We start from the raw sequence: 22509 nt of genomic DNA, 5'->3' as shown, positions 1-22509 counted from the left end.
CGGCGCGGCAAGTATCGCCCGCTGCGATGCGCTCGACGTCGCCTTGATGTCGAACATCGAGAAGGTTCGGGACTACCTCATCGAGCATCGGTACACGGCGGTCGGAGTGCTCGACTTTCGTCTTCAAAGAGGCCAGGCGCGGCCGACGTTCGACGGAGGGCTGATCGTCAGTTCCCTCTCCGAACGATTGGAGACGGCGCTGATCGCCTGCTTGCAGGATAAGCAGCGGCTCACGATCGTGCGCGATCCCTCGAAGACGGCCGGCGGCAAACTCGGAGCCGCCAATTACCGAACCGAAGATGATCGACGCCGGCTATTCGAACTCGACTATAAGCAGGCTTGGGGCAACCCTGCGCCCGACATTCGCGTCGACGCTTTCCTCGCGGGCAAAGTCGTGATCAGCGACGATCTCCGCAAGCTCAAGGTGATCGTGGAAGCGTTCGATCGCAGCGATCCCGGCGTCGTGGCGGACGTCGTCACGTTCGAGGCGCCGGTCGATCGACACATTCTGGCCGCCGTCGGCCAAGGGTTCTCGTTGTCGACGGAGAATCCGCAAGCGATGCTGCGTGCAGTGACCGAAGACGACGTATTCAACGCGATTCAAAAATCGAAATCGAAGCCGACGCCGGTCGTTGCGGCTTCGTCGACGACCGAAGTGGCGAGGCCGATCCACGTCACCGCCTACTACGACGGCGTGCCGCAAACCATGACGCTCGACGCCGACCGTCCGGGCAACGCCAACTATGTGCTGCCGACGCCGCGGGCCGGACAAGAGCTGACGATCGGCGTCGGCAACCACACGAAGGAAGACCTCGGCCTCGTCGTCTCCGTGAACGGCGTCAGCACGCTCTACGAACAGAAGGGCTCGCCCGACGTTCTGAAGAAATGGATCCTGGAGCCGGAAGTGGAGTACCTGATCAAAGGGCTCTACGAAAAGGGGGGGACGACGTACAAGACGATCCGCGCTCTTTCGGAAAGGCAATCTCGCGAGCGCTTCGCCGACCTCGGAGGCGAAGAACATGCCGGGCTGATCATGGTCTACGTTTTTCGGCGCTTGCCGAAAGTCGAGATCACGTCGATCACGACGACGCCGAGCATCCGAGTGCTTTCCGATTCGGAACTCGCCGAGCACAAGCCCGGCACGCTCGACGAATTGCAATCGCTGATCGTGCCCGGCAAGTTCAATCGGGGGCTATTCAGTTGGGGCGACCGCCGTGCGGAGGCGCTGCAAGAGTCGTCTCTCGGGCCGGCGCAACTCACCGACACATTGGTCATTCGCTACTACCACAAGCCGCCGGCGAAATAGCGTCGCAAAATAAAAACCGCGGCCGACTTCGTGAAGAGCCGGCCGCGGTTTGTTTTCGATGCGATTCGATCGGGCGATCCGATCGTGCGAACGTCTCGTCGTCGCGAAATCGAAGCTCGTTACACCGTCTTGCCCGCGATATGCACGAACGTATGCACATGCGGCAGCACGCGGTAGTTCCAAACGAAGCCCGGCCCTTCGAGGCGCCAGAAGCTCCAAGGCTCCTTCTCGTCGGCCTTCTCTTCTTGATAGAAGGCGAGGTTCATCTTATCGAGACCGCCGTTGGCTTTGACGAGCGTCATCACTTCCTCGGCGTCTTCCTTGCGATAAGGGCCGAGAATGTCGCGCATCACTTGCTCGACGAGCCCCTTCTGATCGCTCGATAGTTCGCCGTAGCCGATGCCGGGGCGGGCTTCGCTTTCCGGGCGGAACTTCACCGAGGCCGCCTGCTCGCCTGGGTTCTTGTTCTTGACGACCGCGAGCTTCCGCTGCTTTTCGTCCAGCGCGCCGTAGACGCCGAGCACGGCCTTCGTCTGATAGAAGAACACGTTGCCCGGGCTGTAGCCGACGGCGCTGTGCCCGTAGTACATCGGGCCGCCGAAGGCAGTCGCCGGTTCGCTGTTGCCGTCGCAACGGATCGTGAGGTGATGGCCCGAGAAGACGAAGCTGAACTTACCGTCGCCGCTCGGATCGCCGAAGATATGAGCACCCAAACCGTCGAACGACTTCGAACCATCGAAGCGTCCGCCGCGGCTCAACTTGTGATAGCCGTCGTCGCTGGAGCAGATGGAATGGAAGATCCGCTCACAGAGTTCTTGCTGCGGCTTGGTATACGAAGCCCCAATGGTCTTGTTGAAGTGCGGCGCGTTGACCATGCGATGCCGCGTGGGAATGCCGCCATCGGAGCCGTGATCCCAAGCGTAGACGAGCGTTTTCTTTTGCTCGTCGGAAAGGGTGCCGAAGAGTTCGCGAATGAGACCTTCGGCCGGTTTGGCTGCGGCGGTCTTCGTCGCGGTCGACGGAGCATCGGCCGCGCGCAATAGCGACGGCGCGAAGCCGCCGGCGATGGCGCCGATTCCTAACCTGCCGAGAAAACCACGGCGATCGAGGTCTTCGCAATCGGAGCAATGCGGAGAGCTTTGCTGATCCATAGCGGACTCCTGAACGAAAAAAGGGGGGGGCGAGAGGCGAGGCGCATACGTAGCGGTAAACGGCAAACTAGCACGCGGGGGAGCGTGCGTCTACCTTTTAGCGAGCATTTGCCGAGGCACGCACTGCCTGTGCAGAGCGCGAAGCGGCGATCAACCGCCGGCCTTCTTCGGTGCGACCGACCAACGAGGCTCCCATTCGGGCGAAGCGGTGCGAGCCGTCGTCAGGTAAGCACCGATCTTCGCCGCGAGATCGGGATGCTCGGCAGCGACGTCAACCTTCTCGCCAAGGTCTTGTTTCAGATCGTATAACGCGATCGGGGCGGTGGGGCCGGTGGTGCGAATCCCTTTCCAGCGACCTTGATAAAGCGCGGCCTGCTTAAAGCCTCCTTCGTGAAACTCCCAATACAGAAATTCGTGCGTTCGTTGTTCCTCTGGCTTGCCGGTTAAGGTCGGCAAGATGCTGATCGAATCGCAGCCGCTCGGCACTTCGGCTGCGGCCAGTTCGGCGGCCGTCGCCATGAAGTCGCCGAAGTAGGCAACATGATCCGTCGCGATGCCGGAGCGAACCGTGCCCGGCTGCCAAGCGATCGTCGGGACTCGGATGCCGCCGTCGGTAAGGCTGCGTTTGATGCCGGAGAAGGGGCCCGACGGGCGGAAGCGGGTCAGATCGTGATTGCTTTCATCGTGCGGACCGTTGTCGCTCGAAAAGATCACGAGCGTATTCTCGGCGAGGCCTTGCTCGCGCAGCGTTTCGAGCATGCGTCCGACGTAGCCGTCGAGGCGCGTGATCATCGCCGCTTGTCCTTTATCCGGCTCCGGCCAATCGCGATCGGCATAGGGGCCGAAGTCGGGAACGTCGGCACCGTTTTTTAATGCGCGAGTCCGCTCGTTGTTGGCGTGCGGGATCACCATGCTCCAGTAGAGGAAGAACGGGCGATTTTTGTTTTCCTTGACGAACTCGATCGCCTTTTCGGCGAACAAGTCGTCGGCGAATCGCACTGCCTCGGTCGCGTAGCCTGCACCGACCTTGCCGACCGGAACGATCTTATTAGGCACCGGAACTTTCTCTTCGTTGCTCCACAAAAAATCGGGATAGTGGTTATGAGCGTGAACCTGATTCAAAAACCCGAAGAACGAATCGAAGCCTTGCTTGCGGGGAAGTCCGACTTCGCCCTCGCCGATATCCCCTAAGCCCCACTTGCCGATGAGCGCCGTTCGATAGCCGGCCCGTTGCAGCAGTCGGGCGACGGTCTCGTCTCCCGTTCGGAGCGCTTGCGCCGTTCCGCGACCGTTGCCGCGCACGCGAGTGTGCCCCTGATGACGACCGGTCATCAAGACGCTCCGCGACGGAGCGCAAACCGTGGCACCGGCATAAAACTGCGTGAACCGCATCCCTTCCTGCGCCATCCGATCGAGCTGCGGCGTAACGATCACCTGCTGCCCGAAGCAGCCGAGATCGCCATACCCGAGATCATCCGCAAGGATGAAAACGATGTTCGGCCTACGCGCCGGCTCCGCGGCATTCGCTGTATTACGCAAGGACATCGACCCTAACGCTGCAATCGCGACCACGATGAACGTAGTAATACGATGTAGCCGATGCCGATCTCGTTTTCGAAAGCACGGCCTCGGGCGTACTGGATCGCGCGGAATCATCAGTCCTCTCGCAAACGGGTTATCGAGCCTGTTCGCGCCAATATCAACCCTAGGCTGACACCAGTCAACTTTTTAACCGACGGATGCATGGGAAGAACTAGAAATCAACGTTCGTCCCGCTGCGATCCATGAAGCCGGCGGCTTGAATCTCAAGTACACCGGCGATCACGACATGACCGATCAAGCCGCTCCCGTAGCTTTCCTTTACTCGGCAACACGGCAATTCGGGACGATCTCTTCCGCCACGCCCCTCGCCGTCAAGCAGGGGACCGGCGGCGACTCACGAATACCTCGCTTTAGTGCGCCATGCTGGCGGCGTGTTCCGAGGGTTCGCGGTGGCCGTAGAGGCTGTAGAGGACCGGCATCAGGTAGCGGTTGATCAACAGCGTCATCAGCATGCCGCCGACGACGACGATCGCCAGCGGCTGTTGCGTTTGCGCGCCGATCTTCGTCGACACGGCCGCCGGCAATAGCCCGAGAATTGCGGTCAACGCGGTCATCATCATCGGGCGGACGCGCTTCTCGGCTCCCGACATGATCGCTTCGTGCAACGGCAGGCCGTGGGCACGAAGCTGATTGAAGTACGAGATCAAGAGGAGACCGTCCATAATGGCGACGCCGAAGATCGAGATGAATCCGACGGCCGCCGAGATGCTGAAGTTCGTGCCGGTGAAAATCAGAGCCCAGAAGCCCCCCCTCGAGAGTGCGATGACGTTGGCGAAGACTGAGAGGGTATCGAGCAACGAACGGAACGCCAAGTAGATGAGCAAGAACACGAGCAGCATCGAAACCGGAACGACGAGCATTAGTCGTTGCTCGGCTTCACGCATCTGGTCGAACTCGCCGCTCCAAGTCGAGGAATACGGCGCTTTGAAGAGATCGGCCGTCTTGGCTTGCGCCTCGGCGACGGCTCCTGCCAAGTCGCGACCGCGCACGCTGAACTTCACCGCGATCATGCGCTTCCCTTGCTCGCGATAGATCGTCGAGGCACCGGCCTGCACGAAGCGACCGTCGGGATTAGGAATTCCGTCGGCATCCATCGGGGTGACGAGATCTCCCAAGCGTCGTCGGACGGTCGGACTGGCTTGGTTGGCATTGACGCCGAGTGTCGTACCGCCGGTCGTGAGCTTCGCGCCGGCCATGCCGATCGACGGGACCGTGTTCTTTTGCTTGTCTCCTTCGGCGGTCGTCGAGCGGTTGTTGTAGACATCGACCGGGATGTTCAAGATCGCTTCTTCGCTATTGCGCAAGGCCTCCGGGAAGCGGAGCACGATGTCGAAGCGCTTTTCGCCTTCGATCATATCGGTTACCGGCTTGCCGCCGACCGCCGAATGGACTACGGCGTTAACGTCTTCGACGCTGACACCCCAGTAGTTGCATTTGGCCGTGTCGATCGGCAGTTCGAGATTCGGTTGCCCGCGCACACGAAACACGCCGACGTTGACGATGCCCGGAATGCTCTTGAGCCGCATGGTCAGCTCCTCGGCCAAGCGCTCGAGCTCGACGAGATTGGGGCCGAAGATCTTGATCGAGTTGTCTCCCTTAACGCCCGAGAGCGACTCCATGACGTTGTCGCGAATGTTCTGCGAGAAGTTCCAATTCGCGCCGACGATCTCGCGCGACAACTCGGCATTCATCTCGTCGATCAGTTCTTCCTTGGTGCGCGGGCGGGTCTTGCCGAAGATCTTGCGCCAGCCGGTTTCCTCTTTCGTGATCGGCCATTCGGTGCGCGGCTTCAAAGGCAAAAAGAATTCGAGATTGTAAAAGCCCGTCGGGTCGGTGCCGTCGTCGGGGCGGCCGTTTTGCGAGACGACCGCTTCGAGCTCGTCGTACTTGCGCATGATGGCGCGAGCGGCGTCGGAGCGATTGGCCGCGGCGTTCGGCGCGACGTTGATCGGGAACGTGCCGCGCACATACAGATTGCCTTCTTCCAACTCCGGCATGAACTCGCGGCCGAGGGTCGGTAGCGCGATGGCGGTGATCACGACCATGATGGTCATGAAGACCAGCGTTTTGTTGCGGTGTTTCAGGCACCACTCGAGGCGGCGCAAGTAGCTCGACTTCAACCACCGCACCATGAAGTTGTCTTCGACCGGCTTAAGGTTCTTGAAGAACAGCAAACAGAGGACCGGCGCGATCGTGAGCGCGAGCACCAAGGCCCCGCCGAGGGCGAAGGCATAGGTGTCGGCCATCGGGCCGAAGATTTGGCCTTCCGGACCTTTCATCGTGAACAACGGCAGGAATGCGCAGACCATGATCGCCGTCGTGAAGAACAAGCCGCGCTCGACTTCGCAACAGGCGCGGAAGATGCGCGTCTTAAGCGATTCGTCGGTGTGTTGGCCCGACGTGAGATGGCGATAGATGTTTTCGACGATGATGACCGAGCTATCGACGATGATGCCGAAGTCGACCGCGCCGATCGAAAGAAGATTCGCCGAGCGCCCGCGAAGATAGAGCATCGAGAAGGCGACGAGCAGAGCCAAAGGAACGTTGATCGCCACTATCAACGCGCAGCGGACGTTCGTGAGAAACATCAAGAGGATCAACGTGACGAGCGTCATGCCGACCAAGAGGTTCTCATGAACCGTGTGAGTCTTCACGCCGATGAGCTCGGTGCGGTCGTAATACGGCTCGATCTTCACGCCGGGTAGGAGCTCGCCCCCTTCGGCGTTAAGCGTATCGATCTCGGCCTTCACATCGCGCAAGGCCGGCAGCGACGCTTCTCCTTTGCGCAACAGGATGATTCCCTGCACACGCTCGACATCGTCGAGCCAGACGGTTCCTTGACCATCGGCCGCCACGCCGGCGACCTTCTTATTCGACTTTGCGGAAGCCGAATCGTGGCTACCGCTTGCTGCACCGTCTTTATTTTTGTCGTCGGGATAGCTGATGCTGATGCGCCCCATGCGCGGCTTGTGCGTAACGACGACCCCCTGCTTGCCGAGGTCTTCCGCATATTGAATCGGTCCCCCTTCGGTCACGTCCTCGACCCGAATCGGGACGTTATTGACCGACACGATCACGGTGTCGCGGATCGCTTTGATGCGTCGCTTTTCCTCGTCGCGCAGATACTTCGCGGCGACTTCGGGATTCTTCGTGTTGAGAATCACCGGCGATTGCATCGGGTCGACGCCGTTGCCGATCAGACCGATGCTGCGGACGTTGAGTAGGTTGTCGCCGTGAATGAGATAGTCGCCGCCGATGTTCGCATTGCTGTCGCGAACCGTCGTCTCGAGTTGCTTGAGCGTGATGCCGTAACGGAGCAGCCGATCGGGGTCGGGGCGGACTTCGTAAGCCTTGACCGTGCCGCCGCTGCTCACCGTATCGATGATGCGCGGAATGCGGCGGAACTTACGAACCAAGATCCAGTCTTGAACCGTCTTGAGATCGTTGAGCGAATAGATGTCTTTGCCGTCGGCGTCGCGCGGAGAGTGCAGCGTGTAGCGCATGATCTCCCCCGTCGGACTCGTCGGCGAGAGTTCGGCTTCGACTCCCTCGGGCAAGTCCTTTACGAACTGAAGCCGATTGATGACCTCTTGCCTCGCCGCATAGTAGTCGATGCCGTACTCAAACTGGTTGCGCACGTGCGACAAGCCGAAGAGGGACTTACTGCGCGTGTACTTCAGACCTGGCATGCCGGCGAGCGCTACTTCGAGCGGCGTCGTGACTTGGCGTTCGACTTCCTCGGCCGAAGCACCGGGATATTTCGCGATGATCTCGATAATGGCGGGCGCAGGGTCGGGATACGCTTCGACGTTGACATGCAGAAACGCATAGAACCCGCCGGCGACTAGCGCCAGCGTGGCGATGATCACCATCAGCGGATTGTCGAGCGACCAATTAACGAGACGACTGACCATGTGCGATTCCTTGATGTCGATCTATGTATTCGATCAATCGTTGCGCAAACCTATCGCCCGTGTTCTCACAGACGCGGTAGATTGCGGTTCGCGAGCGGCTCGCCTAGCCCCGTTTGGAGGCGGCCGTGCGGATGATGGCGAGTTCGCCGCCGAGACTAAGCACGCCGGAGACGACGACCCGTTCGCCGACTTGGAGAGGCTTGTCGCCGTCGGCCGATGGCGCGCTATCGACATAGATGGTGTCGATCCCGCGACGCACGACCGAGACTTTGCGCCGTGCGTACTCACGCTGCGCGCGATCGACCTCGACGAACACGGTCGAAGAATCTCCTTCTTCGATCAGAGCCGTTCGCGGGACAGCGACCACCTGCGGGTTATACGGCAGCTCGATCGTCGCAGTAATGAACTGCCCGACGGCCAACTTGCCGTCGCTGTTGTCGATCCAGCCCATCACGACCCCGGTGCGCTGCGCCGGATCGATCACGCTGCCGATCAATTCGAACGTGCCGGGAATCCGATTGTTCAATCGATCCGATTTGAGATCGATGGTCCAGCGACGAGCTTCCGGCTTCAAGGCTCGAACGGCCCCCAGATCTTCTTCGTAGATATTCGCCAGCACTTGCAACCGGCTGAGGTCGGCGATCTTAAACAGGTCGTCGTTCGGATCGACCATATCGCCGACGTTGAAGCTCTTCTCCACGATCACGCCGTCGATCGCCGCCCGGACTTCGATCTCCGCCCAGCGCTTCTCGATTTCCGGATTCGTGGAATGTTTCGACTGCTTGATCGAATGCAACTCATCGTAGATCGCCTTAATCTCATCGTCGGTCATGCGCCATGAGCGGAGCGTACGTTCGGCGCGGGCCACGGCGATCACGTTCGATTCGACTTCAAGGCGAGCTTCGTCCTTAGCCCGCTCGGTGACGATTCCTGCCGCGAGCTTCTCCAGCCGCGCTAAGATCACTTTGCTCGCTTCGAGCTTCGAGCTGGCGTCCATAAGCTCGCTCTTCTTCTCGCCGATTTCCTTGCTCCAAACCACCGCGAGCAACTGCCCCTTCTTCACGCGGTCGCCGTATTGCAACGACCGAGCGACTCCCTTACCCTTTCCGTCGTCGATCTTGCCGATCGAGATCGCTTCGCCGCCGAAACGAGAATGGACGTGAATCAGCCGATTCGGGTCGAGAAACAACGTACCCGGCAGATTCAACGGCTGCGGTTCGGTCGCCCGTCGCACTTCGGCAACTCGAACTCCGAGCAAGCGAGCGGAGTCGTCTTGTGTTAAGCGAACCGTGTCGTCGCGGTCGCCGACGAGTTCGACGAGCGACTTCGACTTCGCTTCCACGGAAGGCGTGCTCAGCGATGCGACCAGCTCGCGCGTTTGATTCATGTTGAGCGCCATGATTCCGATCGCCGCGACGACGGCGACGAGTAGCGCGATCTTCATCCACGGCGACTTCGACTTGGCATCACTTGCGACAGTCACGGCAAACGCTCCTTTAGCGATCCTCGGATCGCGGTGGCCTACTCAAACGGGATTCGAATTCATTCGCTTCGCTCAGCCGGCTTCCGTTGCGGTGAGCACATAGCCGACGGGCGTTAGTCGGTCTGCAACAGCGGCGCTTGAGTTTTTTGGGGCAATCGTGAGTGACACGCGCCCCTCCTTTTACACGTCTCCGCATCTAAGTCTTACACGCAACGGGAGAAATGAAAAGTACGACAAAGAAAACACAAAAATTCGACGTGATTGCATTAAGAAGTCATATAGAAAAGCAAAACTTCCAAGCGTTTCCTTACATCACGTTCAGACCCAATCGCATGTTTCTGACTTCTTTGCAAGCATTCCGATTCTCTGAAATGCCCTGCGATGCGCATTAAGAATCCACAAATATCAGATCGATGAATCCGTGCGAAGTCATGCTGCGCCGGCGCACAGCGCCGCAAGAGGCTCTTCGCGCGTCTTCATCCTGAGATCGCGCGGCCCGCTAAGAGGCGGGGTTAGTCGTCGGCTAAGCGATAACCAACGCTCTGCTCGGTGAGCAAATACCGCGGCTGCGCGGAATCGACTTCGATTTTGCGGCGCAGTCCGGCCATGAAAACACGGAGATAATTGAGCTCGTCCACGTACGCCGGCCCCCACACTTCTTCGAGCAGGCGACGATGTGTGATCACTTTGCCTGCATGCCGGGCCAAAGACGAAAGGAGCTTCAGTTCGGTTCGCGTCAGTTTGAGTTCCCGATCGCTCAGCGTCACTCGGCCGGAAGCGAAGTCGATCTTCAAGTCGCCGCAATGATACGGTTGCTCGAAAAACGCCCCCCCTTCGTTTTGTTCCGAACGACGCATGACCGCGTTGATGCGAGCCAATAGCTCTCGCATCCCGAACGGTTTCGTGAGGTAGTCGTCGGCTCCCGCCTCGAAAGCCGTGACCTTATCTCCTTCGCGGCCTCGGGCCGAAAGCACGATGATCGGGACGCGCGATCCGGTGCGGATTTGCTCCAGCACTTCTCTGCCGTCGATGTCGGGCAAGCCGAGGTCGAGAATGATCAGATCGGGCTTTTCTTCCGCCGCAAGGGCGAGTCCGATTTCGCCGCTGCCTGCTTCGAGCATGGCATAGCCGTGCGTCGACAAGGAAGCCCTGAGGAATCTGCGGATCGATTCTTCATCTTCGATGACCAGGATCTTCACGCCGGCACCGGACACGGAACCCACCATTCACCGAGTGCAAGGGACGATGCGACGGAGCGTCGCATAAGCCGAGGGGCAGCGAAAGAAGAAGCATCGACCGAACCGACGACGTTCGCGAATTCGCTTGGCACGAATGCCGGTAGCGCCGTACGAACGAATGTTCGCGTGTTATTCGGCCGACTGGTTTCGAATTTGCTCGACATTTGTACGCATTGTTAGATGACAGGCATTAAATAGCCCTAAGGAGGCATTAATTTTTCTTAACGAATTCCCCGCGGTTATTTGCGTCTTCTTAACACCGCTTTTCAATTTGGATTTAGAGCGCATGATGGGCGAGTGTCGAGAGACTCGCAATCTCGTTGACGCCCGTTTTGTGCCTGGCCGGGCAACCGCCGAATCGAGTCGACTAATTGCAAGATTGGTCGTCCGATCTCAATACGAACAACTTGGCCGGCAAAGTACGGGATCGGGAGACTTGCCGCATGAAGAGCGTCGGTCTTTCGAACGTGGGGATAGTTTCTCATGAAAAAACCATGCGCAAACTTGTTGGATCGGCACTCAAGAGCGGGCTTCGCCTGCGCCGAATCGGTGATGACGGAAAGATGCGCTGCAGACTCGCGCCGAAACTTCGTTCGGCGCCGTGATTCTTAACCGCGTCGCTAAATCGATTTGACGCAATTCAACATCAAGAAACATAGGATCGACTTTACCAAGTTAGCATTAGGGAGATTGCCGTGAACGCCGCTCGTGATTCAAAGTCGAGTTTCCCGTGGAGCAAGATCGTGCTGGGGCTCGTCGTGCTCGCTGCCGTCGGAATCGCGGCGATGAATGCCAATCAGACGAAAGAGCTGATCGGCTCGATCACGAAGAAGCCCGCCGTTGCCGCTGCACCGAAGGCGGATCCGCTGGTCGAACTCGTCGACGATAAAGAGAACACCATTCGTCTGACGCAGGAAGCCTCGGCGCAACTTCTCGGACTGCGGATCGCGGAGATCGAGGCCGCCTCGGGGCCGCAGCCCTTGCGCTTGCCTGGCACGTTGTTTCTCGACCCGAATCGGCTGATTCACGTCCACTCCCGTTTCGGCGGCGAAGCGATCTCGATCGGCACGATCGACGACGGTCATGGTGGAAAGCGGCCCCTGCAATACGGCGATCTCGTCAAGAAGGGTCAGCTACTCACGGTCGTCTGGAGCAAGGAAATCGGCGAGAAGAAAAGCGAGTTGATGGACGCCAGCTCGAAGCTCGAAGCCAGCAAGGTGATCTTGGCACGGTTGGAGAATCTCACCACCGGCGTCGTTACGGAGCGAGCCAAGGACGAAGCGCGGCGCGAAGTCGAATCGAACGTGATCGCCGTGGCCCGCGCCGAGCGCACGCTCCGCTCGTGGCGCATGAGCGACGAAGAAATCACCGCGATCTATAACGAACTCAAATCGATTAAGAACTCGCAGCAATCCGGTAACCCGCAGATCGAAAAGAAATGGGCGGAGATCGAAGTTCGCGCCGCGATCGACGGCGTGATCTTGGAAAAGAGCTTCAACGTCGGCGATATGGTCGAGCCGAGCGACGACTTGTTCAAGATCGCCGACCTCGGCAGACTGCAAGTGCTTGCCAATATCTACGAAGAAGACTTATGGGCGATTCGGGCCTTGAAGCCGGAAGCCCGGCGTTGGACCATCGATCTTAAATCCGATCCGGCGGACAACCGCTTGCCGGGCACGTTCGACCTGATCGGCAGCGTGATCGACCCGGCGCAGCGAACCGGCGTCGTGATGGGATGGCTCGATAACAAAGAGGGCAACCTCACCGTCGGTCAATTCATTACGGCGACGATCGAGTTGCCGCACAACCCGAACGTGCTCGCGCTTCCGGAATCGGCCTTGATCGAAGAAGGAGACTCTTCGACGGTCTTCGTCGAGGTCGATCGTGCGCGCCGCGAATATGCACAGCGCAAGGTCGCCGTCGTTCGGCGCAGCGCGGGAACCATCTACGTCGACAGCTCGCCCAATTCCGGCGGACAACGCCTGCAAACCGGTGATCGGGTCGTCGTCGCCGGCGTGTTAGGTCTCGGGGGTGAGTTGGCGATCTTGCGAACGAATAGCTCGAAGCGATGATAGCTTTCCTCGGGAGCCCGCCTCATTCCGCATCGCGAAAGACGTGTTCGAGCGACATATAGACGAACGCGCCGACGTCGGGCGTGATCGCCGTCAGCCCGATCGGCACCGAGACGCCGACGACCCACTCGAATGACTCGCTCCGGAACGGTGCGTAGCGCACGCCCGGATTGATCAACGCTTGATGGAGGTCGAACTGCCTGCCGAAATCGTTATAGCCGGTGTTTCGATTAAGCACGGCTTCGACGAAGTAATGGAGATCGTAACGCGGCTTCCATAAGACTGTGCCGCCGATCGTCCAGCCATCCAGGTAGCTCTCTAAGTCGATGAGTCCCGGCAGCACGACGTTGGGCATCTGTGGGAAATACGTGTAACCCAGGTTGAAGTGGAAATCGAAGTTCTTGCCGTAGCGACTCACCGGTAAGAAGAACTCATAGCCGACTTCGCCGACGCCGAGCCGATAGTCGGAATCCCCGGTCGGTACGATCAAGCTCGCCCGCGGCGCACACCAGAGAAAATCGTCGCTGGACAACAGTTGATAGCGATAACTTAAGAGAGTGTCTGCGACGCCGGCTTCGCGGAGATCGGCGGCACCCGGCACTTTCTCGCGCCCGCCGACGAGCGGCACGGTGATCGAGAACTCATGGTCTTGCGAACCGAGCGGGACGTCCATCGTGTAGGCGTAGATCCACTCGCGCGATGAGACACCGGCGTAGCGGTCCCATTGGTAGACCCAATTGGCGATGTGCTGGATCTCGTTGGCTTCTTGATTGAAGGCTTCTTCGATCAAAAAGCCGTTGTCGCGCACGTGCTCGGATCCCGCCTTGGTATGCGGATGCGACACGGCCCCCATGTCGTACGGGCTTCGAGCTTGCGTCTGCACCTCGTACGTGCGCGCAAAGTCGGCCGGCAACTCGGCGGCCGGTGCGAGACGGCATCCTATCGCCAAGAGAATGCCGAGCGCATGCCAATAAGGCTTCATTCTCGTCGATGTCGCCTTACGGGAACTGTTCGAGTTGGAGCATTCCGGCGATTTCGGCGGCCGTGTCCCAAGCCTTTTCGGCCGCATCGAAGTATTCGCTCGATACGGTTGCCAGATTGTGTTGGCTCTTCAAGAGGCGATTCACGTTGAACTGCCCCTTCACGTAAGCATCTTGCACGAGACGCTGAGCTTCTTGAGCGTTGGGCAGAATCTCAATTCGGATCCGCTCGGCGCGCTGGCGTGCCGCACGGTATTCGGCGAAGAGCTCCGAAACCTTTTTGTGGTTCTCGTTGTAGGTCGTGCGGCGTGCGGCGATCGATTTATGCACCGCCGCGTTCGACTTGCGAATGTTTCCTTGGTTGAGGTTCCACACCGGAATTTGAAACTCGACGGTGAACCAGTACTGAGCCGAGCTTGGCAACGTACCGGCGACGTAGTGTGGACCGAGTTCGAGATCGGGATACGGATCGACTTCCGCCCGCCGTAGCTCGGTTTGCTTTTGCGTGAGGTCGGCGCGAGCCCGTTCGGCATAGGAGCTATCATTGGCGACGAAGTCTTGGACGTCGGACTCGTTGAACTCGGGCGGTGCGTCGAAGATCGTCCCATCGATATCTTCGATGATGATGCCCGACGATCCGACGATCGCGGCTAGTTGCTTGAGCTCGCCCTGAAAGTTCGTCTCGGCGTTGCGGAGGTTGATCTGCTCGCGTTGATATTCGGTGTCGAGCAAGAGAACGTCGGTCAGCGAACCTTCGCCGGCGTTCTGCAACTGGCGAGCTCCCCCGACACCTCGCTCGGCGAGCCCCGTCAAATGCCTCGCAAGATAGATCCGGTGCTTGGCGGCGAGCGTCTTATAGTACTGCTTACGAACTTCGGTCAGCATGCGTGCGCGCTCGAGGCGATATTCGGCAGTCTGAAAACGAACCGCTTGATCGGCGGCTGCTTTCTCCAAACGCATCTTTCCTTTGACCGCAATTTTCTGCTTGAATCCGAAGTTGACGAACGTACTCTGGCCGGCCCAGATTTCCGGGTTGTTCGTAAACATGATCGGGTTCTCGTAAAGTCCGGCCTGAACCCGGTCCCCCTTCGCCCCATCGATACGAGCTTGCTCACGCCGAAGAATCGGATTTTGCTCAATCGCGATCCCGACAAGATCGTCGAGTCGGAACGTGGTCGGCGGCAAGATCGGCACCGCCGGTCCGCCGAAACTCGGCGCCTGTGAAAGCGGCACGGCTTCCGCGGGCGCTTCTCTCCGAGCGTTCACAAGGGCGACCGCTGGAACGACGTCGCCGGTAGGTCGCCCGTATTGATAACCGACCGTGTCGGCATAGCGATCGCCGACCGTGGCCCTTTGATAGCCGGCCCCCGGATAACCGGCTGGATTATGGACGGCTTGTTGCACGGCATGGTCCGCCGCAGGCGCAACCGACTCGAAGGGAGGTGCGGGGGGTGCGAACAGAGCCGGCTCGGCGAACTGCTGACCGCGCGCCGTCGCCGTGACGCTTAAGAGCGTCGCGCAGGCTGCGAGTAGTAGTCGTCGATTGCGTCGCATCATAAGTGTCTTCCACAAGTACCTGTTCGGTCCGTCGACTTCGCGAGTCGAGGCGTCGCTGCTAAGCGACGGTGTCTATTGCGGGAACTGTTCGATCTGGAGCATTCCCGCCAGTTCGGAAGCCGTGATCCAAGATTCCTCGGCGGCTTCGAAGTAGTCGCTCGAGACCTCGGCCAAATTGCGTTGACTTTCGAGGAGGCGATTCACGTCGAATTGGCCTTTGACGTAGGCGTCTTGAATCAGGTTGAGTGCTTGCTGAGCGTTGGGAAGGATTTGCGTGCGAATCCGTTCGGCCCGCTCTCTCGAGGCTTGGTGCCGTGCGAACAGCTCCGCCGTCTTACGATTCAACTCGTTGCGCAAGATTTCGAGATCCGCCAACCGTTCCTGAACGGTTGCGTTCGCCTTGCGAATGTTGCCTTGATTCAAGTCCCACACCGGAATCTCGAATTCGACCGTAAGCCAGAACTGCGCCGACCTGGGGAGCGTGCCGGTTTGGAACGCCGGGCCCATGCGGAGATTCGGATACGGCTCGACTTCCGCCCGCCGCAATTGCATTTGGCTGCGCGTAATTTCGGCGCGAGCTTTCTCGATATAAGTGCTGGTGTGGTTGAGGAACGCCTGTACGTCTTGTTCGTTGAAAACCGGCGGCGTCTCGAACAGCGTTCCCTCAACGTCGCGAATTTCGACTTCGGGAAGACCGACCACCGCCGAGAGTTGTTTCAACTCTCCTTGATAGGTCGTTTCGGCGTTCTGCAGGCGAATCAGTTCGCGCTGGTACTCAGTGTCGAGCAAGAGCACGTCGGTCCGCGTTCCTTCACCGGCTTTCTCAAGTTGACGCGAGCCGTTCACGCCTCGTTCGGCGAGCGCGGTCAGATGACGAGCGAGATACACGCGGTGTTTCGCCGCGAGAACTTCGTAGTACTGCTTGCGAACGTCGGTGAGCATGCGCGAGCGCTCGAGCCGGTACTCGGCCGTGCTGGCGCGCACGAGTTGGTCGGCAGCGGCTTTTTCAAGCCGAAGCTTACCTTTCACGACGATGAACTGCTGAAAACCGAAGTTGACGAAGCTCGTCTGGCCGGCGAAGACTTCCGGGTTGTTCGTTTCCATCGCAGGATTCGGATAGAGTCCGGCCTGCACGCGCTCTCCCTTCGCCTCTTCGATTTCCGCCATCGCCCGGCGCAGAATCGGATTGTGCGTGATCGCCATGCCGACGAGTTCATCGAGCCGGAACGAGCCGGTCGGAAACTGCGAGGGGTCCGATTCGACGTCCGACGGCGGCGCCGGCACTTGCGGCTCGCTCTTGAGCTGCGATTGTGGCGCGACCGGTGCCGGTAGTACCACCGGCGGCTGCGGTTGCTGAAGTGTCGGCTGCTGCTGGAAGTCGGCCTTGGAAACTCGCGAGTCGTAAGCAGACCGGCTTGTACCGGCCGCTTGAACGACGGAGCTTCGAGGTTGAGGGAACGGACGATAGTCGTCGCTTACGACGACCGGCTCCGACGAGCTTGGTGCGAGGGAAGAAACCACCGGTCGTTGTTGAAGCGGAGCGTCGAACGTCGTCGCCGGGGCAGTTTGCCGAGGAGGTGCGTAACGGGACGAAGAGGGCGCTTGCCGCACCATGGCAGCGGGCCACGACGATGCTCCGGCTGGCGCCGCGGAAGGGGCCGAAGGAGTCGTCGGCGCAGCATACCGCTCGCCGACGCTTTCTGCCGTGTAGGCCGTTCCATATTGCGGAAACCGCTCTGCAGTGCCCCCCTTCGCCGCAGCTACGGGATAGCCGGGCGGTGCGAGAAAGCCTGCGGGACGTGCATAGTTGGGCGCTAGGGTCGGCGGCGGTGCCGTCGTCGCGTTCGGCTGTTGCACTTGCGCCGCGGCCGGCACGGTCGAGAGTGCCATCAGCATCGCAAGTAGTTGATGTCGTCGAATCATAGAACGTTATCCGAAAATGCCCGTCGGGCTCGTACGTTTGGGTCGCGGAATTCGTGTCGTGCTTGTAGCGAGCTCTCTCTCTCTAGAACTTGTACTCGCCTCTCAGCAACACGCCCTGCATGATTAAGTCGGCGCTTGAAACTCCGCCGTTGCCGAAGCAAAACCACTGTTCGCGCTGCCAAGCGAGCGTGACCTTCGTGGAACGTTTCGGCAGTTGCGGAGCATAGCTGAGGCCGAGCTCGACGACGGCCGTCGGCACGCCGATACCGTCGCGATCGACCGTGCTGATGCCGTTAACGCCGGTCCCGACCCGTTCGAAAACCTGATCGGAGAAGCCGAAGATACCGGAGCCTTCTGCCCGAGCGTGGATGAATAGCGGCCAGCTCGTGCGGAGCCGCTGATTGAGATCGATGGCGAAGTGCAATCCGCAACCGTTGAAGTTGTTCATCACGCGTTCGAAGCGTTGGTCGCCGGCACCGATCGATTCATAGTTCATCGTCACGCCGCGGATGCCGAAGATCCACCGAATCTCCATCGGCGGCTTGAACCAGTTCGGCGTCAACGCCTTGCCAAGCCCCGCACGTCCCCACGACTTCAACAAGGGGAAGATGAACGGCATACCTTCGGAGTTGAAATCGAGCGTGCACCAATCGAGGTCGATCACGCTCATGTTGATCTTCGTCGAAATGGTTCCCAAACCGTTTGAATCGAACGACGGGAACGGATCGACTCCCTGAGCGTTGAAGTAGCGATAGCCGACTTTGATCTCACCGAGGCCGTGTTCGAAACGGTAGCCGAGGTCGAAATGCGGCGAGACATTCCAATTGAGCCCGGCGGCGCCGAGCGTTACCGGCTCCGCGGCGAGCGGGCCGGTATCGCCGGAGTTCCAGTGATAGTTCAAACTCGGCTTATTCACGTAGGTATCGACGGCCGCGAACCAGCCCAATCGCACGTGGGGCAACTCAAGGAGCTTGCCCCACTGCTCGACGTTCGCATCGTGGCCGTACCAGTATTCGTCGTTGCCGTAAGGATACGGATTGCGCCGATTCGGCGGCACATCGTTGCCGAGCGTGCCGGCTTGATCGAAGACATCTTCGACCCGGCGATCGCTCAACCGATCGTACGAGTTCGGAACGGGCTGCGAGTAAATCTCACGAGCCGGTTCGCGCGTAGCCGGCGGGAAGAGAAACTGCTCTGCCTCGGCCGAAGGCTGCCCGGACAATGGCGGCGGAGTCGGTGGTGGCGCCGGCGGCTGACCTCCCCCGCGAATTTGGATCTGAGATGGGAGCGTATCGGCGGGCAACGGCTCGACGCTTTTCGGCGCAGCCGGATCCATAGGAAGAACCGGCGGCGGCGCTGCAGTTGCAAGCTCGCCCCACGCCGGCACCACTATCGCGACCGATAGAAGCAATCGCTGGAAGAAATAAGCCATACAAGAACCGAAAATCCAAGGAGTATGCGCAGTAGAAGCGCGAATATCGGTTCTATCGGTTGTGACGATTTCATCAGCGCATTAATTTCACCTTAAGAATGGACGGATGACGTGCGCCCTTCGGCTGCAAGCTTGCTATCAAAAGTCGTGTTTGAACCAAGCGAAGCGTCTGACTTGCAGGAATATGTAACACTTCGGACCTTCGTGAAAAATTTAGAAAAACGAAGGTAAACGAGACACAGCTACGTGTTCTCTCCGTAGATCCTCGCCCACGCACCGCCGGTCAACCTAATCGGTGCGATTCCGCAATGGGGCGATCTCGCAAACAACGGCGGGCCGACCTTATTAAGTCGTGTTGCCGATTGCCGGGATCGGTGCAAGCTGCCGTTGAGACGGCGACAGCGATGGGGCACGGCCGCGGGCCATGAACCGTTGCTTGCGTTGCCGCGGCGTTACCCCTTGAGCGACCAGACGAGCAGCTTGTTGTGGCCCGAGGCGTAGAGCGTGTCGCCCGATTCCGACAGGGCGAGGCCATGAACATGCATCGGCGCGGCGTCTTGAAAAATGATTTTGCCGGCCTTGAGATCGTAGAACGCGATGATGCCCGCGTTGCCGCCACCGGCGCCGACGAGCCATGAGCCGTCGGGTGCGAAGGCGAGTTGTTCGATCAAACCCTTGTGCTTGCCGTCGGTCGAGAGGACCAGCGTCGATTTGCCGGCCTGCCAATCGAACGTTTCGAGACGGGCCGGAGCATCGAGATGGTCGATGTTGCCGATCTTCCCGGTGCCGCCGACCGCGATCGTAGCCCCATCCGGCGAGAATGCCAGCGACCGGATTCCGCCGATCGAGTGGCGGCGTGCCGTGGGGTCCCACGTGTACATGCCCGACGCGTCGAGTTGCGCGAGCTTCTTGCCGTCGGCGACGTTCCAAACACAGACTCGGCCGACCTTGTCGCCGGTTGCGAGGAGCTTGCCGTCGTTAGAAAAGCAGACGGCGTAGAGCATCGAAGGAAAGTGCGTCGGGGTCTGCGCGTCGTGCCCGTTGAATTCGCGAACGAGCTTGCCCGAAGCGACGTCCCAAAGTCGACAGGCCATGTCGTCGGCGATGCTGGCGATCGTCTTTCCGTCGGGCGAGGCGACTACCGAGCGAATTTGTTTCTTATGCGCCTCGAGGCTTCGCACCGGCTTGTAGGTCGAAGCGTCCCACCAATTGAGTTTGCAGTCGTAGCTGCCGGAGATCAAAAGCTTCCCTTCGCCCGCCAAGGCAACGCAGGTCACGTAGCTGCCATGCTCGCCGACCGGTTTCGGCTCGGGCTTCGCCGCGGCGAGGTCGACGTCGTAGAGTTTGAAATCGGAACTTCCGACGAAGACCCGCTCGGAGTTCGGCCGGCGCGCGAGCCCGAACAAGATGTCTTGGCGACCGAGGTCTTTCACGACTTTCAGCTTCGTAGGATCGAATGCCATCGCGCTGTTTCCGATTCAAGAATTCCAACGGGAACCAAGACCGACCTTCTCACACCTAAGCCAAGATTTGCTTCACCGCGCCGGCGAACTTGTCGACGATCGGTATCGGTCGTGGACCGACGTGGTATTCCTTCGCCGGATCGATTCCGACGGCCTCGAAGATCGTGGCGAATAGTTGCGGTGCGCCGATCTCTCCTTCGGCGACGGTATTCCCATCCACGTCGGTCTTGCCGTGGACGGCTCCCCCCTTAACGCCGCATCCGGAGAGCGTGGTGCTCCACGCGCTCGCGAAGTGGTCGCGACCGAGCGAGGAATTGATTCTCGGCGTCCGGCCGAACTCGCTGAGCGTGACGATGAGCGTGTTTTCCAACAGGCCGCGCTCGGAGAGATCGTCGAGCAAGGTTGACATCACATGATCCAAGTCGGCGACCAGCTCCAGATGGGTCTCGAAGTTCTCCCCGTGACTGTCCCACCAGCCGCGACCGAGCTTGACGAACGGCACGCCCGCTTCGACCAGACGACGAGCGACGAGCGCCTGCTGACCGAACTGTGTCGGGCCGTAACGATCGCGAGTCTTTTGCGATTCTTGCTCGATATCGAACAATTTCTCGCTCGCCATCAAGCCGCGAACCCGCGCATAAGCTTGATTATGGCTGCCGACCGCCGAGGTCTCGCGGCCGCGCGCAAAGCGCTTGCTCAGATGATCGCGCAGCTCGGCTCGTTGCGTGTGATCGAGATCGCTGAGCGAGGCGATGCGTTCGAGGTTCTCGGGCTTCGACTTGTCCGTGAGGAACATCGGCAGATAGCGGGCACCGAGGAAGCCCGCCTGACCGACGGCGCTGCCTCGTCCTTCGGTCTGAGCGTAAAACGAAACGTAGTCGGGCACTGCCGCATCGGCGCTGCCGAGTTCGCGCGCCACGACTGCGCCTAGATCCGGATAACGTAAGCTCGGTTCGTCGCGCCGGCCGAGTTGCATCAGATCGGAGCCGCCGCCGTGATCGGCGATCTTCGTATTGAGCGAGCGAATGATCGCGGTGTGCTTCATCCTCGTCGCCATCTTCGGCATCAACTCGGAGATATGCACGCCCGGCATCGAAGTCGGAATGGCGCGATAGGGGCCGCCGGTCGGACGACCCGGCTTCGGATCGAACGTTTCCAGCTGACTGGCGCCACCGGCCAACCATAGCAGAATCACGCTCTTTTGCTTCCGCTTCATCTCCGCGGCCGTGGCCGGATTTTGCAACGCGTCGAGCAGCGTCATATCGGCGGCTAGGGCGCCGGAAGCGGCTGCGGAAGTGCCGAGGAACGATCGTCGGTCGAGTCGAAAGGGGTTCATGTCGTCTTCCTTGTGCCTAGGCAACCTACGCTCGTCGCAAGCTTCGTCTCGAAACCGGAACCACAGCGATGCTCTAATAGTTGAAGCGGAACTCGCTGCTCGTCAGCAACGACCACACGATTTGCTTCGCGGCCTCGAGCGGTCGATCGCGGCGCTGCGCGAGATATTCCGTTACGACGCGCCGCTCTTCTTCATCCGCCGGCCGTCCGAACACCGTGGTGATCGCGCAATCGGCTTGCTTTTGCGGATCGGCCAACGTTTTCATCCGTCCGACCAAGCGATCGCCGCCGTCCGAGAGAAATTCGCTGATCATGCGATCGCTATTCGCCAACAACAACGACTCGGAAACACCGACTTGAAAGTTGTCGGTCAACGGTGCGAAAGAATTCGTCCAACCTCGTGCCGACGCCGATAAGCCTGCCGCTCTCGTCATTCCCTCGGTCAACGTCTTGAACGTAGTCCACATCTCGGGATCGGCCGTCGCAATGCGCAACGACGCAGCATATTGCGCCGGGCTCATCGGGCGCACTTGCGCCACGGCGAACAAGGCCGCAAGCGGACGTTCGGCACCGTCCCAACGGCTGCTGCGCGAGTAAGCCTTGCTCAGCACGATGCCGCGCATCAAGCGTGCGAAGTCGTATTTGTGTTCGGCGGTATCGCGTGCCAACCACTCCAGCAACTCCGGATGACTCGCGGGATTGCCCGAGTGCATTTGGTCGACCGGCATCACGAGCCCTTGCCCCAGCAAACGGGCCCAGATGCGGTTGACGATCGAACGCGCGAAGATTTGCCGTTGCTCGGCGTGCAGAGCCGTATCGGCCAGCGCTTTGCGACGACTGAAAGCCGGCTTCGGCGGAGCGAGCTTTTTGTCGGCGAGTTTCTTGAGCTCGTCTTGCTCTTGCTTCTTCGCTTTACCGTCGGGCTCGTCGCGCTTCGGCTCGTCGACCACGCGGCCGGAGAGAAACATCAATTGCGCCGGTCGCGATTGCCCGGCCGGTGTGAGAAACGTGACCGAGCCGTAGTCTCGCTCGCCGATGAAGCCGCCGTTGTCG

The 22509-nt window shown here is 59.9% G+C and carries 14 protein-coding genes; 2 read left to right on the top strand and 12 right to left on the bottom strand.

Annotated elements, in window-relative coordinates:
* The coding region (locus tag K8U03_00350) for a hypothetical protein (GenBank protein MCE9603334.1) at positions 1–1306 on the top strand (1306 nt) is incomplete at its 5' end.
* 119 nt (positions 1307–1425) lie between these two features.
* Here K8U03_00350 and K8U03_00345 read toward each other — a convergent pair.
* From K8U03_00345 to K8U03_00325, 5 genes are all read right to left on the bottom strand, one after another.
* Positions 1426–2457, bottom strand: coding sequence for a DUF3500 domain-containing protein (locus K8U03_00345; GenBank protein ID MCE9603333.1), 1032 nt, complete (start codon positions 2455–2457; stop codon positions 1426–1428).
* A 150-nt stretch (positions 2458–2607) separates the two neighbouring features.
* Entirely contained in the window at positions 2608–4002 is a 1395-nt protein-coding gene (locus tag K8U03_00340; protein ID MCE9603332.1) for an arylsulfatase, read from the bottom strand.
* 407 nt (positions 4003–4409) lie between these two features.
* Positions 4410–7973 (bottom strand): efflux RND transporter permease subunit, encoded by a 3564-nt coding sequence (locus K8U03_00335; GenBank protein MCE9603331.1) that lies wholly within the window; start codon positions 7971–7973, stop codon positions 4410–4412.
* Positions 7974–8076: 103 nt separating this feature from the next.
* Complete coding sequence (locus K8U03_00330) at positions 8077–9456, bottom strand: efflux RND transporter periplasmic adaptor subunit (protein MCE9603330.1); 1380 nt, start codon at positions 9454–9456, stop codon at positions 8077–8079.
* Between the two features lie 512 nt (positions 9457–9968).
* Positions 9969–10682 (bottom strand): response regulator transcription factor, encoded by a 714-nt coding sequence (locus tag K8U03_00325; GenBank protein ID MCE9603329.1) that lies wholly within the window; start codon positions 10680–10682, stop codon positions 9969–9971.
* Positions 10683–11389: 707 nt separating this feature from the next.
* Here K8U03_00325 and K8U03_00320 point away from each other — a divergent pair.
* Positions 11390–12766 carry an efflux RND transporter periplasmic adaptor subunit gene (locus K8U03_00320; GenBank protein MCE9603328.1) on the top strand — a complete coding sequence of 459 codons (1377 nt, stop codon included), beginning with the start codon at positions 11390–11392 and terminating at the stop codon, positions 12764–12766.
* A gap of 22 nt (positions 12767–12788) precedes the next feature.
* Here K8U03_00320 and K8U03_00315 read toward each other — a convergent pair whose 3' ends face one another.
* The 7 genes from K8U03_00315 to K8U03_00285 all read right to left on the bottom strand — a co-directional run.
* Positions 12789–13748 carry a hypothetical protein gene (locus K8U03_00315; GenBank protein MCE9603327.1) on the bottom strand — a complete coding sequence of 320 codons (960 nt, stop codon included), beginning with the start codon at positions 13746–13748 and terminating at the stop codon, positions 12789–12791.
* Between the two features lie 16 nt (positions 13749–13764).
* A complete protein-coding gene (locus K8U03_00310; protein MCE9603326.1) occupies positions 13765–15303 on the bottom strand; it encodes a TolC family protein in 1539 nt (512 codons plus the stop codon).
* A 72-nt stretch (positions 15304–15375) separates the two neighbouring features.
* Positions 15376–17226 carry a TolC family protein gene (locus K8U03_00305; protein ID MCE9603325.1) on the bottom strand — a complete coding sequence of 617 codons (1851 nt, stop codon included), beginning with the start codon at positions 17224–17226 and terminating at the stop codon, positions 15376–15378.
* Between the two features lie 82 nt (positions 17227–17308).
* Positions 17309–18562, bottom strand: coding sequence for a hypothetical protein (locus K8U03_00300; GenBank protein MCE9603324.1), 1254 nt, complete (start codon positions 18560–18562; stop codon positions 17309–17311).
* A gap of 548 nt (positions 18563–19110) precedes the next feature.
* Positions 19111–20121 (bottom strand): hypothetical protein, encoded by a 1011-nt coding sequence (locus K8U03_00295; GenBank protein MCE9603323.1) that lies wholly within the window; start codon positions 20119–20121, stop codon positions 19111–19113.
* 55 nt (positions 20122–20176) lie between these two features.
* Entirely contained in the window at positions 20177–21457 is a 1281-nt protein-coding gene (locus K8U03_00290) for a DUF1501 domain-containing protein (GenBank protein MCE9603322.1), read from the bottom strand.
* Between the two features lie 73 nt (positions 21458–21530).
* Positions 21531–22509, bottom strand: a 979-nt coding sequence (locus tag K8U03_00285) for a DUF1553 domain-containing protein (GenBank protein ID MCE9603321.1), incomplete at its 5' end; no start/stop codon positions are given.

Source organism: Planctomycetia bacterium (assembly GCA_021413845.1).
Taxonomy (GTDB): domain Bacteria; phylum Planctomycetota; class Planctomycetia; order Pirellulales; family PNKZ01; genus PNKZ01.
Note: the sequence above shows the minus strand (reverse complement) of the source record. Positions and strands in the feature narration are given on the sequence as shown.